This window comes from Sphingobacterium sp. 40-24, from assembly GCF_001899705.1.
Taxonomy (GTDB): Bacteria; Bacteroidota; Bacteroidia; order Sphingobacteriales; family Sphingobacteriaceae; genus Sphingobacterium; species Sphingobacterium multivorum.
Window position 1 is genome coordinate 76192 of the sequence record NZ_MKWH01000035.1, and the last position, 16063, is coordinate 92254.

A 16063-nucleotide genomic window follows, 5' to 3' on the forward strand; every position below is an offset into this window, starting at 1 on the left:
AAAATGACAGCTGAAACAATTACGCAATCCCCCTTTCCAAATGCAAAGAAAATTTTTGTAGCCGGAAAACTATTTCCTATTCAAGTCGCTATGCGTCAAATCTCCTTGAGCCCAACCAAATTAACGAATGGACAGATCGAAATTAATCCGCCGGTAACAATCTATGATACTTCTGGGCCTTATACAGATGACACCATCCATATCGATATCCGCAAAGGACTCCCTCGCCTTCGCGAGCAGTGGATCTTGGATCGTCAGGATGTCATACAGTTGGCTGGCATCAGCTCTGAATATGGACAAAAACGACTTTCTGATCCAACGTTGGACGAACTCCGATTTGCCTATAGCCACAAACCGAAAGTAGCCTCCGCCGGCAAGAATGTCACCCAATTACATTATGCAAAGCAAGGCATCATTACCCCGGAAATGGAGTATGTTGCTATCCGAGAAAACCAACGTATTGAGCAGTTGGAAGCTAGTACCCCTGGAATGGATCATCAGCATCGGGGGCAAAACTTTGGTGCGAGAACACATAATAAAGCTATTACACCAGAATTTGTCCGTGAAGAAATCGCCGCCGGAAGAGCGATCATACCCAATAATATTAATCACCCTGAAAGTGAACCCATGATTATCGGACGCAACTTTCTTGTTAAAATCAATGCCAATATTGGCAATAGTGCCGTAAGTTCAAGCATAGAGGAAGAAGTTGAGAAAGCGGTATGGGCCTGTCGTTGGGGGGCTGATACCATCATGGATCTATCCACTGGCAAAAATATTCACGAAACCCGCGAATGGATTATCCGTAACTCGCCAGTCCCAATCGGTACAGTACCGATCTATCAGGCGCTCGAAAAAGTAAAGGGGGTGGCCGAGGATCTTACCTGGGAAATATTCAAAGATACCTTGATTGAACAGGCCGAACAGGGTGTTTCGTACTTTACCATACACGCCGGCGTATTGCTTCGTTATATCCATCTCACGGCATCCCGAGTTACTGGAATTGTCTCCAGAGGCGGCTCTATCATGGCCAAATGGTGTCTTTTTCATCACAAAGAAAATTTTCTCTATACCCATTTTGAGGAAATATGCGAAATTATGAAACAATATGATGTGGCTTTTTCACTTGGCGACGGTCTTCGCCCCGGAGCTATTGCAGATGCAAACGATGCAGCTCAATTTGCGGAGCTCGAAACCCTGGGCGAACTCACCAAAATCGCCTGGAAACATGATGTTCAGGTGATGATCGAAGGGCCAGGACATGTTCCTATGCAATTGATCAAAGAGAATATGGACAAGCAATTGGCCTGTTGTGACGAAGCGCCATTTTATACCTTAGGTCCATTAACAACAGATATTGCTCCAGGCTATGACCATATCACATCCGCCATTGGAGCGGCTATGATCGGTTGGTATGGCTGTGCAATGCTTTGCTATGTTACCCCCAAAGAACACCTGGGTCTACCAAATAAAAAAGATGTCAAAGATGGTGTAATCACCTATAAACTAGCTGCCCATGCGGCCGATTTAGCCAAAGGACACCCTGGTGCACAATATCGTGATAACGCCTTGAGTAAAGCCAGATTCGAATTCAGATGGGAAGATCAATTCAACCTTTCCCTTGATCCAGATACCGCACGGGAATATCATGACGAAACATTGCCGGCAGATGCGGCTAAAGTTGCGCACTTCTGCTCCATGTGCGGTCCCAAATTTTGCTCGATGAAAATAACGCAGGAAATCAGGGATAGTGCCGCCCAGGGGATGCTGGAAAAATCACAGGAATTCATCGCACAAGGAAAAGAGATCTATTCATGATTATTGCATTGACAGCAGCAGAAACAATCCGTTCTGAACAGGCGATTATAGCAGCGTTGTTTAAAGAAGGTCTTGATATTCTGCATTTGCGTAAGTATCATTTTACAGACTTACAAATGTCGCGATATATAGAAACTATAGCTCCTATATACCGCGACAGATTGGTTCTACACTCACATGCGCATCTATCGGCTGAGCTTGGGATTGCACGAATCCACCTGAACGATAAAAGTAGACTGCATGAATCTGCAAATCAACTGGGGCCTACAACAATCTGTTCAACATCTGTGCATGATATTGATCAATTCAATAGCCTTGATGAACGTTGGGCCTATGCTTTTTTCAGTCCATTATTTCCGAGCATCTCAAAAGTGGGGTATGGAACGCATAATGCAAGACTAGGTCAACTCCCGTCACGCGCCAACTTTGCTGTTCGTCTCATCGGTCTTGGAGGGATAAACCAAGACAACTGTCTTATTCCGATGCAGCAAGGTGCAGATGGAATTGCCTTATATGGCACTTTATGGAAACATCGGGATCCTATTCAAAATTTTATTGCATGCAAACAAAAACTATGGAAAGACTCCAATATATCTCACAAGGTAAAACTATAAGGGAACAAAAAAACAACATGCTGAAAGCGCTGGATGCTGGGGCCAAATGGATACAGATCCGATGGAAGGAAGCCGAGGAAAAAGATCTTCATGCGCTCGCCGAAGAGATCAGGCAGGCTTGTTCCGAATTTGGTGCCAGCTGTATCATCAATGACCATCCTTCGCTTGCAGCGGCTGTAGACGCTGATGGGGTGCACTTGGGACTGGACGACTGCAGTGTAGCAGCTGCCCGGCACCTATTGGGTGCAGGAAAAATAATCGGCGGTACAGCCAATAGCTTTGCCAATGTAAAGCAAAGAATAAGTGAACATTGTGACTATATCGGGCTCGGGCCATTCAACTATACCACGACAAAACAAAAACTAAGTCCCCTACTGGGGATTGCAGGATATGAAAACATCATCCAACAAGTCCGCCGAGAAGGCCTAACCCCTATTCCAATATTCGCAATTGGCGGTATAAGCCAACTTGAAGATATCCAACATCTATTAGAAATTGGCGTCTACGGTGTAGCACTCTCGGGAATCGTAACCAAGACTCCAAACATTGTTTCATCCATCAATAAAATTTTACTATGAGCAACCTACATATAGCCGATCGCGTATTTGAATCCAGATTATTTCTCGGTACGGGCAAATTCGGTAATCTCACGGAAATGAGCGATGCCATTGTGGCTTCGGCTTCCCAATTGGTCACCGTCGCCCTCAAACGAATCGACCAGACCGGCTCAGACGACAGCCTCATCAGCGCGCTCGATCTGGCGGCAATCCATTTGCTTCCCAATACTTCGGGAGCACGAACAGCTGAAGAAGCAGTACTTGCGGCTCAACTTGCTCGCGAAGCACTGGAAACAAACTGGGTGAAATTGGAAATTCATCCCGACCCACGTTATCTGCTGCCCGATCCTATTGAAACCTTACGCGCAACCGAATCACTTGCTAAATTGGGTTTCGTCGTCATGCCCTATATTCACGCAGACCCGGTACTTTGTAAACGTTTAGAAAATGCAGGCACAGCTGTCGTTATGCCTTTAGGTGCCCCTATTGGAAGCAATAAAGGGCTGCGTACCTTGGACTTTCTCGAAATTATTATTGAGGAAAGTAATGTCCCAGTGGTCGTAGACGCTGGAATCGGAGCGCCTTCCGATGCCGCTAAAGCCATGGAAATCGGAGCTGATGCGGTGCTTGTCAATACGGCAATTGCAGTCTCTAATAATCCGATACGTATGGCCGAAGCTTTCAGAGAGGCCGTTATCGCTGGACGGAAAGCTTATGAGGCCGGATTGGGAAAGATAGGCTCCCACGCAATCGCTTCGAGCCCCCTAACTTCATTTTTATTTGACTGATAATTCACTATGACAGATTTCAAAATGATACGCGATGAATACTCCTGGGATGAGGTCCATGCACAGATTTATGACGCTACCGATCAGGATGTACAACATGCGTTAGAAAAAGACCATTTAACGCTCTCTGACTTTAGAGCGCTCATCTCACCGGCTGCAGCACCATATCTGGAGCAAATGGCACAAAAAACCCAACAAATCACGCAACGTCGTTTCGGTAAAACCATACAGCTCTATGCCCCGCTTTACCTGAGCAATGAGTGCCAAAACATCTGTACATATTGCGGTTTTAGCATGGACAATAAAATCAAACGCAAAACACTGAGCAACACCGAACTATTACTGGAAGCAATGGCGCTCAAAGCCATGGGAATCAATCATATCTTACTGGTCAGCGGAGAAGCCAACAAAACTGTCGAGATCACTTATTTCCTAAATGCTATTCGGCTTTTAAAACCTCATTTTTCACAGATATCCATTGAAGTACAGCCATTGGAAGAATCCGAGTACCGATTACTGCAGGCAGCCGGAGTCTATGCAATATTGGTCTATCAGGAAACCTACCATCGCGAAGTTTACAAACAATATCATCCGAAAGGAAAAAAGTCCAATTTTGATTATCGTTTGGATACGCCTGACCGTATAGGCCGGGCGGGAATCCATAAAATCGGACTGGGCGTATTACTTGGGCTGGAGGACTGGCGGGTGGACAGCTTTTTCACCGCGGCACACATCGCCTATTTACAAAAACGATATTGGCAAACACGCTATTCGATTTCCTTTCCACGCCTGCGACCAGCCGCAGGTTCTGTTAAGCCAAATTTTCATTTGGCAGACCGCGATCTACTGCAGTTGATCTGTGCATACCGCCTGTGGAATGAAAATTTAGAAATCTCCATTTCCACCCGAGAGAACGAAACCTTCAGGGATCATATCATACCTATTGGCGTAACGACCATGAGTGCCGCTTCAAAGACCAATCCGGGAGGCTATGTTGTTGATCCGCAAGCTTTGGAACAATTTGAAGTAAGTGATGAAAGAGATATGGAAACAATAAAAAATCAAATCCGAAAGATGGGCTATTCTCCAGTGATGAAAGACTGGGAGAGCAATTATGCCGGTATAGTACGTTAAATACATGAAAAATAACATTTTTGATCGCTATAGCAGACAGATTTTTATTGAAGAGATCGGCGTTGCCGGACAACGGAAGATTATGGATGCCAAGGTATTGGTCGTCGGTGCGGGCGGACTCGGGAGCCCTGTCGTTCAATATTTAGCCGCGGCCGGTATAGGGAAACTTGGCCTGGTTGATTTTGACAGGGTTGAAATCCACAATCTAAATAGACAGATCATTCATTCCGAAGATAATATACACCAGGCAAAAACAGAAAGTGCCACAGCCTATATACTGCAGCACAATAGCACAATTGATTTTGAGCCCTTTCAGGTAAAAATAGATGCAGACAACGCGCTAGCATTGCTCGCTCCCTATCATATCATTGTCGATTGCTGTGATAACTTTCCGACACGCTACCTGCTTAATCATACGTGCCTACAACTCGATAAACCTTTGGTGTACGGTAGCATCTATGGTTTTGAAGGACAGCTGGCTGTCTTTAACTATCAGGGTAGTAAAAACCTATTGGATATCTTTCCAACGCCCCCCGATCCGGAACAGGTTCCAAATTGCGATAAAAATGGGGTGCTGGGTCCTTTACCCGGTATTATCGGCAGTATGATGGCCATGCAGGTGCTTAAAATAGTAACCGGATTACCCGTAGACAGCAACCAGTTAACGGTTGTTGACACATTCCATTGGCGTTTTTCGAAACTCTCCTTCTAAGGATTATTTCGGAAGGCGTTCCGCAAAAAGAGATAGAACGCTTTAAAAGAGCTCAAAAATTTATTTTAAAACAAAAGCAGACAAACAAAATTTGCTAATTTTAGTTTATATATTAGCAAGCTTAAATGTCAACTTTACGATCTGGAATGAAAAAAGTAATTTATCCATTACTCTCCCTCTCTTTATTACCCTTATTTTCAATTGCGCAAGAGACGAAACTCACTGCTGACGATCTCTTTGTAAAAGCGCGAAAGGTAGCCTTTGATTCAAAAGATTATCCGCAAGCCATTCAATTATCCAAACAGGCGCTACTTCAAGCACCGGATTACACCGATATTAGCATCTTTCTCGGGCGGCTTTATACCTGGTCGGATAAAATTGATTCGGCAAGAACCATCTTCACAGAACTGGACAAAAAGAATACAAGTGATGAAGATTTCTTTTTAGCCTATGCCTCATTGGAATATTGGAATGATCAGACTGACAAAGCTATTGCAATTACAGACAAAGGGCTTAGCCTACATCCGCAGTCGCAGGATCTACTTCTGTTAAAAGGTAAAATTAGTTATGGCAACGATCATTATGAAGCTGCCGAAAAGGCAATTCATAGTTTATTGGCAATTAATCCTAAAAACACAGAAGCTCGAGCACTGGCAAAAAGTATTGAAGAATATACGGCTAAAAACGCAATCGGTCTGACCTACAACTTCGTCTATTTTGACAAACAGTTTGATCATAATTGGCACATTGTCGGCTTAAGTTATAAGCGGGCAACCCCCATAGGGTCAGTTATTTTCAGGACCAACTATGCAAATAAATTTGCAGAAAACGGCGTACAATTCGAGATGGAGGCTTATCCGCGTCTTTCAAAGATATTTTACCTCTACGTGGGTGCTGGATACTCCAATAATGTGGGGATTTTTGCGAAATATAGAACTGGCGTGTCTCTCTATGCCAATCTTCCGAACAGCTTTGAGGGAGAGATCGGATATCGTCAGCTTTATTTTAGTGACAACATCTGGATGTACACGGCTTCAGTAGGAAAATATTACCAAAACTTTTGGTTCAATCTGAGGACTTATCTTACACCGGGCGAAAAGAATATTTCCCAATCCTATACCGGAACAGTCCGCTATTATACAAAAGGAGCAAACGATTACTTCGGATTTAGTGCCGGAACGGGTCTGAGCCCCGAAGAAAACCGAAATAATCTATTGGACAACGCTTCCTATAAATTAAAGACATTCAAAGTAGGTGCCGAGTATAACTTCTCGGTGAAACAAAGTAACCTATTTTCAATTTCGGGCACCTATTATAACCAAGAATTCAGGCCAAAAGAGAAAGGAAATCAATTGGACATCATCCTTGGTTATATTCGAAAATTCTAGTTCTTCTTTGTTCTATTAAAGTAATTTGTATACACACTGTCTGGAAGAAGTCGCTTCTGGGTATAAAAGAGTTTGTTCTTGCGCTTAAATAGTTCAAAGCGCTTGGACAATTCTTCTTTCGCATTATCCGCGGTGGCATCTTCATTGAGTATTCCATCCAATTTATACAGTTGTCCATCGGAAAGATGGTAACTGCCCTTTACAAAATCTATCAATTGATTTTTACTCTGCATCATGGCAATGCCATCACCCTGAGCTGAAGTGCCCTTGTCAAGCCCCTGACCGATCCAGGTAACTTGTGTAGGAGTTTTCATCCCAAAATTCTCGCGATAGTAGGCCAATATGGAAGGGGCGACATCAAAATGGCTAACAAAATGATGAAAAGTCTTTGGCCCTTTCAAAAGTGGTGAATAAATCAACAGTGGAACATGATAACGATCGATTTTGCTTTGCAAGGGTATCTCAGGCATCGCGTGGTCCCCAGTTATGACAAAAATAGTATTTGCAAAATCTGGTCTCTTTTTATATTCATTAAAGAACTGCTCCATCGCATCATCCAGATTCAGCACCGAAACAAGCTGGGTACGGTTTTCCAAAGCCCACTTTTTTTGTTCGGGTGTAAGGTTCAATGTTGCGATACGTTGATCAAATAGTTGCTCATAATGAGCCGCATTATTAATCAAAAACGGATTATGGGTTGATAGTGTCAAAAGAACATGGAAATAAGGGTGTTCCTGTACCTTCTGTACTTCAAGAAGTTTGCTAAAGACAGCTTGATCTTCATATCCCCAGCTCTCCCCACCCTTTTCGGGCAATTTTTTATAAGGAGGTCCGAATGTGGCTTGGTCCATGAGCATATCTATTTTATTATAATCCATGAACTTTTTCATGAAATCAAAATTAGAATGACCGCCATAGAAAAACCCAGTATTGAATCCATTACTCTTCAAAATATTAAATAGATTAAAGTTGTCAGGCAAGGTGTCTTGTTCCAGGAATCCATGTGTTGCAAAAGGCAACGAACCTGTTATGGTCGGCAAAACGGAAAATGTCCGACCCGAGGAACTCATATTATTATCCCAATACAAAGACTGTTGCTTCAATGTACCTATAAAAGGTGTAAAGTTGCCAATATAGCCATTTTCAGCACTATAGGCATGTCCTAAACCCTCGATAACAAGAATGACCAAATTGGGTACTTTCGCCGTTTTCTGCATGTATGCCCCTAGGAAATCTTTAGTATCCTCTTTTTTCAAAAAGGGAAATTTAGTATCTACCACTTTTGCATCATCGTCGTCTTTATTGAACATAGCGAGCATCCCAGGGTGCTCATCCACGTAATTAGTGAAATTGGAATCGAAAAAATAACGCCACTTACTCCGGCTTGCATTGGCGACGAATTCATCTTTTTCGGAGCTCCCCCCCAAAAGCGAAGCCGAGGAGACAAAAAACGATATGATCCCCAAAGATAACAGTGCAATACTCGCATAAGCCTTTTTGAATGTCTGTTTATTGGCTACCCAAAGGGGAACCCAAGAAATTACGATCAATAATAAAAGTAAAGCAATATTGGTAAAACTCAACATACCACTGGCCTCCAAAATTTGCTTCATCTCTTCCGAACTATAATAGAACATATCAGCCCCAAGCAAATTTCTCGATTCGCCAAAATACAAAAACAAGATGAATTGCATAACGACAATAAACGAGAACGATATGACCATAAGAAGTCTTGCCCAAAAACTGCTGATGAACTGAAGCAATAAATAGCCGATTCCCAAACAGGCCAAGGATTGAAAGATAAACAAGATGTTATCCAAAAACAGGTATTTCCCGGCATGTGACTCCGAAAGCTGAGAAAATCGACGACCGTACCACCACCACTCGACACCAATAGATAACATATACAAGGCAAAGACAACCAACATAACAGGTCCTAAGCTCTGTAACGACAGAGTTAATCGCTGACCAAGGTATTTCCAAACCGACTCATTGGCATCTTTTTGTTGAAAGCCTTGCCGTGTCATTTCTCCCCAGCCATGCTGCTTACGAAAGTAATCAACAACCCCCTGTACCCCAGCTTTAACAACAATGGGATGAAAGTATAAAGGTTCTAGTATCGCGGTAGTTATCAGGGTGGAAAGATCTCGTTTCTTCGAATAGACCTGATGGCTAACAAGATCAACCAAGATGGCATAGATCGAATACAAAATTCCGGAAGCAATCACCAGTGCAAATAGTGCAACGAAAAATGGCCAATTGATTATTCCTAGAATAAAAAAGATTAAAAAAACAATATAGCCCGTAAATTCGACAATGGGTCCCAAGAATTCAAAGAAAAACCAATAAGGCATACTGAGCATACCAAAACGGCCATATTTGGGGTTGAACATAAGTTTTCGATGTTTCCATAAGGTTTCCATCGTGCCCCGCATCCAACGATTGCGCTGCTTACGCAATACTTCTTTTGACTCGGGTACTTCCGTCCAGCACAATGGATCAGGAATGTTGACCACCTCGTAGGCTTGCTTTTGCTCCTCCATATAGCGGCGCATACGAACAACGAGTTCCATGTCTTCTCCCACCGTATTTCGGTCATAGCCCCCGCACGCTAATACAATCTCCCGGTCAAAAGCGCCAAATGCCCCGGAAATAAGAATTAATCCCGAAGCCCTGGACCAAGCCATACGGCCTAAAATAAAAGCGCGGATATACTCCAAAGCCTGCGTACGTCCCAACCATGATTTTGGTAGATTAACGTCGACCACCGAACCGTTCACGACATTACAGTTATTAGCCAAACGTATAACGCCGCCACAGGCTATAACCCGTTTGTCGGTCTGCTCCAAAAATGGCTTTGCTAATTTTAGAATAGCATCCTGTTCCAAAATGCAGTCCACATCAATACAGACGATATAATCTCCCGAAGAAATATTAACGCCGACATTGAGCGCATCAGCCTTACCGCCGTTTTCCTTGTCAACAACAATCAGCTTCTTAAAAGCTGGATTTTTGCTCTTATAGATCCCCCTTATATCCTTGGTCTCAATAGTTCCCTGAACAAAAAAGGACGTTGGTTCAAGTTCATAAGAAGCTATCAATTTCAAAATTGAGTCGTCTTTACTACCATCATTAACGATAATAATTTCCAGATTATGATAATACAGCGACAATAATGAACGTACGTTTTCAACGATGGTCATCCCTTCGTTGTATGCTGGCGCAATCAGACTGAATGTTGGCGCGTTGGGGTTGGTGGCAATAATACTATAATCCGTAAATGTATTATTGTGTTTGTAACGAAACACCGCTCCATAAGCGTATAGCCCTATCCAAGTATAGATAATGAATACTGCTGCCGAATAAAGCAAAAATAACCAAACTATAATTTCGTATACGATATGGGAAAACTCTAACATTTTTTCTCTTGCAAAGCGTGTTTAATAATTTGTGTAAGTTCGTCGTATGTATCTTCACGTTGTGAAATCTCGCGCAAATACTGTTCTTCGCCCAGTACAACGAGTACTTCTGCTGCAGAAATTTTAATTGACACTTGGTTATGATTCCACAGTTGATCCTTTAGAAAATACTCACTTTCTCTACTTTTGGCAATCTTCATTGCTTTAAGGATTTCGATCTGAACTCCTATTGGTTGCAGATCAAAATTTTGCATAAATTGCTGAATTGTCCCACTGTTCTCAATAGCCTGCAACGTTCGTATGGCTTGTACACGAACCTTCGTAGATGGATGATCCAATAGGCTAAAAACTTCGGTATAAAAAGTCATCAATCTAAATTTTCGGATCAAACGCAATGTAAATACGACGACAGAATCATTTGAACTCTTAAGCCAGGTATCCACATGTAACTCCGAAAGCTCGGGTATTTCATGAATAGAAAACAATAAACGCAATTGTTGCCAGTCAGATAAGGGACGATCGAAATGGTCCAAAAAACCAAGTCCCTCATATCCCTTAAAACTTACGATCGCATATTGTGCTTCTTGATATACCGCAGTACGGGGATCATTAAGCTTGTCTGTTATCTCAGGGATTGCCGGTTCAACATTCATCGCGGCAAGCTCTTGAACCCCACCCGCAACCAGATAAGCTTTTCTATGCCGAAGCTTTCGCCAAGCCTCATCCTCCAATTTAAAATCATGAAACAACCTATTGATCGATTGTTTCGCTCCACCAGAAAATTTTCGATCCGAGTCGACTAATACATCCAAAAAAAGAGCCCGAAAAGAAGGTTCCTTCAGGTATTTCGCAAACTCCAGGTCTCGATCGCCATTCTCATCGCCACCTACTATAGTTTCCATAATTTTGTACTCGATGATCTGTCGCCAAGATTGCCTATTATGAAGGATTCTATAGCTATAAAAGCTGTATCCCAGCACTGTGATAATCAATAATAGTACTAAAATCAATACGATAACAATCGCCAGAATAAGCTCATGTAGCTCGATATGGTGGTGCATAATTTTATTTATTTATCAGGCGTTTTATCCTAAGAATCAGTTCGTTTGGACTAAATGGCTTAACCATAAAATCAGATGCGCCTAAATCAAATGCATCCACCACGACCTCCTCTTGGCCCATACTCGATAATACAATAACCGGGATTTTCTTTCCGATACTCTTTATTGCCGAAAGAATTTCAATACCAGAAGCAAAGGGCATCATAATATCCGTTACAACTAAATCCAAATTCAGTTCATTAATTTTCTCGATGGCTTCACGGCCATTTCTGGTCAGCACCACTTCGTGTCCTTCTTTCACTAATTTGTGTTCAACAGTACGTAGTATCAATTCGTCGTCTTCCGCTATTAAAATCAACATATCATTATTTATTTAAGATTTTTGCAATTAATTCCAATCCGATATCCATTTCTTGTTCGATGGCCACAAAAGCGATCGCAAGGTCTGTTTCAATCGTTGGGCTGATCTCCAGGTCCTTGGTCATTTGAGCCAATTTAATAAGTCCGGCTGTCGATGAAGTTCCCCGCAACTTATGAAGGAGTTCTTTGATGCGTACAATATCGTTTGTATCAATGGCCTCCTTTAACTGCTTTCTAGACCCCTTTATTTCCCGGACGACCAAATCCAGAAAAAAGGTTAAAAATGCGGGATCATCGCCAGCCTGTTCTTCCAGCCGTCGCATATCCAGATGCTCGTCCAAATCTTCCAGATCCGAGGCTTCGGCAGCACTGGGTTTAACCGATAACATGGCTTTTTCCAAGGCCTTGAATAAATCCTGTTGACGAATAGGTTTAGCTAGAAAGTCTGACATTCCCGCTTCCAGACAGCGTTCCTTTTCGCCTGAAATATTACCGGCAGTAACACCGATAATAGGTGTCTCAGCATAGGATGACATTTGCCGGATCTGTTTGGTTGCTTCAATACCATCGACCTCGGGCATCTGAACATCCATCAAAATAAAATCAAATTGTTTCTCTTTGCAAGCACGAATGGCTTGGGCTCCGTCAGAAACTTCGGTTAACTGGGCGCCAGGCATGATGCTAGCCATCATGCGTAAATTAAGCGCCATATTAACGGCATTGTCGTCTGCCAGGAGCACCTGAACGTCTTGACCGTACGAATCTGATGATAACGATAAGTTTGCATTCGCCTTTACTTGCACAGCATCTTCCCTATTTTGTTGTATCGCCCTTCTTAAAGTCGAATACAGTTCTTCAGATTTAATCGGCTTAAGTAGACAGAATGACCGCTCCTCCTGTCTAAATGCAGAAATCACCTCATGCTCTTCCGAGGAAGTATGTAATACAATCAATGGAATGCCTTCTTCTTGTTTTCTAAAGAGTTCCTTAATCTTTTCTATCGTTTCCAGACCCGATAAGATAGGCATATGATAGTCCATTAAAATCACATCGAATCGTTCACCTTTCATCAGCAACTGTAAGGCTTCCATACCGTTTTCTGCGAGGACAGACTCAACGTTTTTATAGGCCAACATATGTTGAAGGATAATCCGATTATTAGCATTGTCATCGACAACGAGGACACGATTTAACGGTAAGTCTGTATCTTCCTCCTCCATTTCTTCGCATCGGACCTCGATATCAAAATAGAACGTCGATCCGACGCCCAGTTCGCTTTCCAGATTCAATTTACTACCCATGTATTTCAGGAGGTTATTGGAGATTGTCAAGCCTAGTCCCGTGCCGCCGTATCGTTTACTGACGGAGCTATCTTCTTGTGTAAAGGCATCAAAGATGTGTTGTTGTTTCTCTGGTGGAATTCCTATCCCCGTATCTCTAACCGAAAAACGTAAGGTCAATTTATCCTCATCGTTGCGAAGTTTACTGATCTTAAATTCAATCTCACCTTTTTCCGTAAACTTAACGGCGTTACCTAATAGATTCACCAATACTTGCTTAATACGTGCCTCATCAATCCAAACAAAAGCCGGCAGCCCCTGTTCAATGTTCAAAAGCAGTTCGACTTCTTTGCGTTGTGCTTGATAGAGAACAACATTAATAACCTGATTCGCTACATCATATACATTATACTTATCGACAAATAATTCAAGCTTACCGGATTCGATTTTTGAAAAGTCTAAAATATCATTAATAATATTGAGTAAGCTATTTCCAGATTCATTGATATAGCCTAAGTATTGTAACTGTGTGTCATTTAATGGTGTTTTTAATAACAAATCGGAGAATCCAATCACACCGTTCAATGGCGTTCGAATTTCGTGACTCATATTGGCGAGGAATTCGGACTTTGCCTTACTCGCCAGATCGGCCAACTCTTTCGCTAATTTTAATTCATCATTTATTTTAACCGATTCAGTGATATTTTGTGTAAAAATAATGATCCCACCTATACTTCCATCAGCGAGATGCCACGGTCTTACTTCCCAATTGAAATGTTGTGCTTCGGCAAGTCCACCAGCCTGTATGACTTCATCCGTATTCTTATACGGTATTCCCTCCAGCGCATCAAGGTAGATTTTTTTTCTATTTTCCGGTATATTTGGAAACAATTGAAAAAAGTTACTATTTGGCGGCAAACTTACTCCTTCGTGAAAATCTTCCAACCATTGATTACTCACCGAAATATAGTTAAAGTCTCGGTCAAACATAGCAACCGAAGCAGGAACATAATCCACAAAAGCCCGTAACATAGATTCTTTGCGTTCCAGTTCCAAGAATAGCGATTTACTTTTATCAATATCCTGAATAATTCCAAAAACACGTTTACACACATCATTTTCAAATTCGGGAATACCTTTTACCCGCACCCAAATTGATTCACCATCTTGTTTTAATAGACGCAATTCGGTATCATAGGGTGTTCTTGTTTTAACGGCGTTTTCAAAAATTCCACGCAAAATAACCTGGCTTTCCGGCTCATAAAATCCGATTGCATGTTCAAAATCAGGTGTAAAATCAGGATCCACACCATGAATTAACTTCGTGGAGTCGGACCAATAGACCTTGTTTTCAGCTAAATTGACCTACCATCCGCCTACCTGAGCGACAGCATTGGTCTGCTCCAGGATTTGTTTGGTATGCAAAAGATCATTTTCAAGGCGCAGTCGATCCGTCATATTCAAGGCCGTACTGACAACATAAGATCGTCCATTTTCATCCGTTTCCAACATATTATGGTATAGCCAAGAAATGTCTTCACCATCTTTTGTTTGAAGAACCATCATTCCCGAGTCCTCTTTGTTGCTTGCAATACGTTTGAGATAGTCTTCAACAAGACCGACATGATGAGACGGCACCAATTTCTTGAGGTTAAGTCCTTTTACCTCTTCTTTGGCATACCGCAATATCTCCCTTCCTTTTTCATTAACGGATAGAATATTACCGTCCAAGTCATGCATGCTCATCAGACCGATCGCATTTTCAAAAAAGCTACGGAATCTACGTTCAGAATTCTCCAACTTGAGTTTTTCTTCGCGCTCTTTTGTTACGTTTCTGCCAAAAGCCAGAATATCATGATTTATTGGATCATATTTGAAATGCCATTCAATTTCAACAACTTGGCCATTCTCTATTTTAGTCCTACTCGTTGATTGAACGCCGTATTTGGTTTCCTCAACCCGACCTAAGTCCGACACTAATTCCCTTTCAGTATCTCCCAATAAGGTAAAAATAGATTTGCCTAAACTATTCGACCTGGACAATCCCAGGACTTTACTAAATGCGGGGTTAACTTCTTTTACCTTGCGCGCCTCATCCAATACACAAATAATATTGTTCGTCAAGTGAAAAATTTCGGAGAAATAACCAGCCTGAACTTTTCGTTTTTTTCCCAATAATATTTTGGTTACTGCCTTGCCCAGCTCCTCCAAAGAGTCTTTTTGTTTATCCGAAAGCGTTTTCGGATGGAAATCAATGACACAGATCGTTCCAAGCGCATCGCCATCATCATCCAGGAGCGGAACGCCGGCATAAAAACGGATATTTCCCTCGCGAATCAATGGATTGGAAGACGAGCGTGGGTCTTCAAAAGTATCTTCAATGACGAGGACCTCCTTACTCATTATGGTGTATTGACAGACTGTATTCTTCCTGTCAACGGTATCCAACTCCATACCAACGCAACTTTGAATACGTTGTGTGTCTTGCTCCATCATGGCAATTAACGCTGCGGGACAATCTGTAATCAGACAGGCCGCCTGCGCAAAAACATCCAGCTCAGGGTCTTTCCCGAGTCCCATTAACTCATAGGACTTTAATTTTTCTATCCTTCTTAACTCATTTTCAGGAAAAACATTATTTGCCATTCACTTCTACTATTTAGATCTGGTTTATTGTGACCGTGAAGTTAATAAAAACATTGTTTAACGCCTAAACAATAAGGAAATATTGCTCAGATAAATGTTTTATAAAGAACAATCAACTGCAAAAATAGTTGATGCTATAAAAAGATTATCCATACGCCTTCTTCATAATTTAGTTATTTACTAATTGAATTTTATATTGTTTTTACCTTATTAAGAAAGCGGGAACTTTAATTCTACAGTGCATTTGGATAAATTGATCCAGAAAATAGCTTAAAAACGAAAGAGC

General features: G+C 41.9%; 12 protein-coding genes. 7 read left to right on the forward strand and 5 right to left on the reverse strand.

All coding sequences use genetic code 11. The annotated features are described in order from the left end of the window. The first annotated feature begins 3 nt into the window (after positions 1-3). From thiC to BGP15_RS14000, 7 genes are all read left to right on the forward strand, one after another. Positions 4-1818: a phosphomethylpyrimidine synthase ThiC gene (thiC, locus tag BGP15_RS13970; protein ID WP_286769879.1), complete on the forward strand. Its 1815-nt coding sequence runs from the start codon at positions 4-6 to the stop codon at positions 1816-1818. Continuing rightward, positions 1815-2432, forward strand: a complete 618-nt coding sequence (locus tag BGP15_RS13975) for a thiamine phosphate synthase (protein ID WP_112376242.1) — start codon at positions 1815-1817, stop codon at positions 2430-2432. Before thiC ends, BGP15_RS13975 begins: the two co-directional genes overlap by 4 nt. Continuing rightward, the gene (gene thiE / locus BGP15_RS13980) at positions 2378-3010 is read left to right on the forward strand and encodes a thiamine phosphate synthase (RefSeq protein WP_286769880.1); all 633 of its coding nucleotides are present in this window, start codon (positions 2378-2380) and stop codon (positions 3008-3010) included. Before BGP15_RS13975 ends, thiE begins: the two co-directional genes overlap by 55 nt. Then, a complete protein-coding gene (locus BGP15_RS13985; protein WP_286766878.1) occupies positions 3007-3777 on the forward strand; it encodes a thiazole synthase in 771 nt (256 codons plus the stop codon). Before thiE ends, BGP15_RS13985 begins: the two co-directional genes overlap by 4 nt. A gap of 9 nt (positions 3778-3786) precedes the next feature. Next, on the forward strand, positions 3787-4911 hold the full coding sequence (gene thiH, locus BGP15_RS13990; RefSeq protein WP_286769881.1) for a 2-iminoacetate synthase ThiH: 1125 nt from the start codon (positions 3787-3789) through the stop codon (positions 4909-4911). Between the two features lie 4 nt (positions 4912-4915). Next, a complete protein-coding gene (locus tag BGP15_RS13995; RefSeq protein ID WP_286767069.1) occupies positions 4916-5623 on the forward strand; it encodes a HesA/MoeB/ThiF family protein in 708 nt (235 codons plus the stop codon). A 146-nt stretch (positions 5624-5769) separates the two neighbouring features. Continuing rightward, positions 5770-7011 carry a YaiO family outer membrane beta-barrel protein gene (locus BGP15_RS14000; RefSeq protein WP_286767070.1) on the forward strand — a complete coding sequence of 414 codons (1242 nt, stop codon included), beginning with the start codon at positions 5770-5772 and terminating at the stop codon, positions 7009-7011. Here BGP15_RS14000 and BGP15_RS14005 read toward each other — a convergent pair. The 5 genes from BGP15_RS14005 to BGP15_RS14030 are packed head-to-tail and all read right to left on the reverse strand — an operon-like array spanning position 7008 to position 15777. Continuing rightward, positions 7008-10430: a sulfatase-like hydrolase/transferase gene (locus tag BGP15_RS14005; RefSeq protein ID WP_286769882.1), complete on the reverse strand. Its 3423-nt coding sequence runs from the start codon at positions 10428-10430 to the stop codon at positions 7008-7010. The two genes, BGP15_RS14000 and BGP15_RS14005, sit on opposite strands and share 4 nt — an antisense overlap. After that, positions 10424-11491 (reverse strand): hypothetical protein, encoded by a 1068-nt coding sequence (locus BGP15_RS14010; RefSeq protein ID WP_286769883.1) that lies wholly within the window; start codon positions 11489-11491, stop codon positions 10424-10426. The genes BGP15_RS14005 and BGP15_RS14010 overlap by 7 nt, the downstream gene beginning before the upstream one ends. 4 nt (positions 11492-11495) lie before the next feature. Continuing rightward, complete coding sequence (locus BGP15_RS14015) at positions 11496-11852, reverse strand: response regulator transcription factor (RefSeq protein ID WP_070570518.1); 357 nt, start codon at positions 11850-11852, stop codon at positions 11496-11498. Between the two features lie 4 nt (positions 11853-11856). Then, positions 11857-14439, reverse strand: a complete 2583-nt coding sequence (locus BGP15_RS14020) for a response regulator (protein WP_502688440.1) — start codon at positions 14437-14439, stop codon at positions 11857-11859. Positions 14440-14496: 57 nt separating this feature from the next. Beyond that, positions 14497-15777: a GAF and PAS domain-containing protein gene (locus tag BGP15_RS14030; protein WP_286769884.1), complete on the reverse strand. Its 1281-nt coding sequence runs from the start codon at positions 15775-15777 to the stop codon at positions 14497-14499. Positions 15778-16063: the final 286 nt, after the last annotated feature.

Coding starts and splice junctions, on each gene's coding strand:
- BGP15_RS14005 (WP_286769882.1), bottom strand. CDS start 10,430: ATGTTAGAGTTTTCCCATATCGTATACGAAATTATAGTTTGGTTATTT.
- BGP15_RS14010 (WP_286769883.1), bottom strand. CDS start 11,491: ATGCACCACCATATCGAGCTACATGAGCTTATTCTGGCGATTGTTATC.
- BGP15_RS14030 (WP_286769884.1), bottom strand. CDS start 15,777: ATGGCAAATAATGTTTTTCCTGAAAATGAGTTAAGAAGGATAGAAAAA.
- thiE (WP_286769880.1), top strand. CDS start 2,378: ATGCAAACAAAAACTATGGAAAGACTCCAATATATCTCACAAGGTAAA.
- BGP15_RS14015 (WP_070570518.1), bottom strand. CDS start 11,852: ATGTTGATTTTAATAGCGGAAGACGACGAATTGATACTACGTACTGTT.
- thiC (WP_286769879.1), top strand. CDS start 4: ATGACAGCTGAAACAATTACGCAATCCCCCTTTCCAAATGCAAAGAAA.
- BGP15_RS13995 (WP_286767069.1), top strand. CDS start 4,916: ATGAAAAATAACATTTTTGATCGCTATAGCAGACAGATTTTTATTGAA.
- BGP15_RS13985 (WP_286766878.1), top strand. CDS start 3,007: ATGAGCAACCTACATATAGCCGATCGCGTATTTGAATCCAGATTATTT.
- thiH (WP_286769881.1), top strand. CDS start 3,787: ATGACAGATTTCAAAATGATACGCGATGAATACTCCTGGGATGAGGTC.
- BGP15_RS13975 (WP_112376242.1), top strand. CDS start 1,815: ATGATTATTGCATTGACAGCAGCAGAAACAATCCGTTCTGAACAGGCG.
- BGP15_RS14000 (WP_286767070.1), top strand. CDS start 5,770: ATGAAAAAAGTAATTTATCCATTACTCTCCCTCTCTTTATTACCCTTA.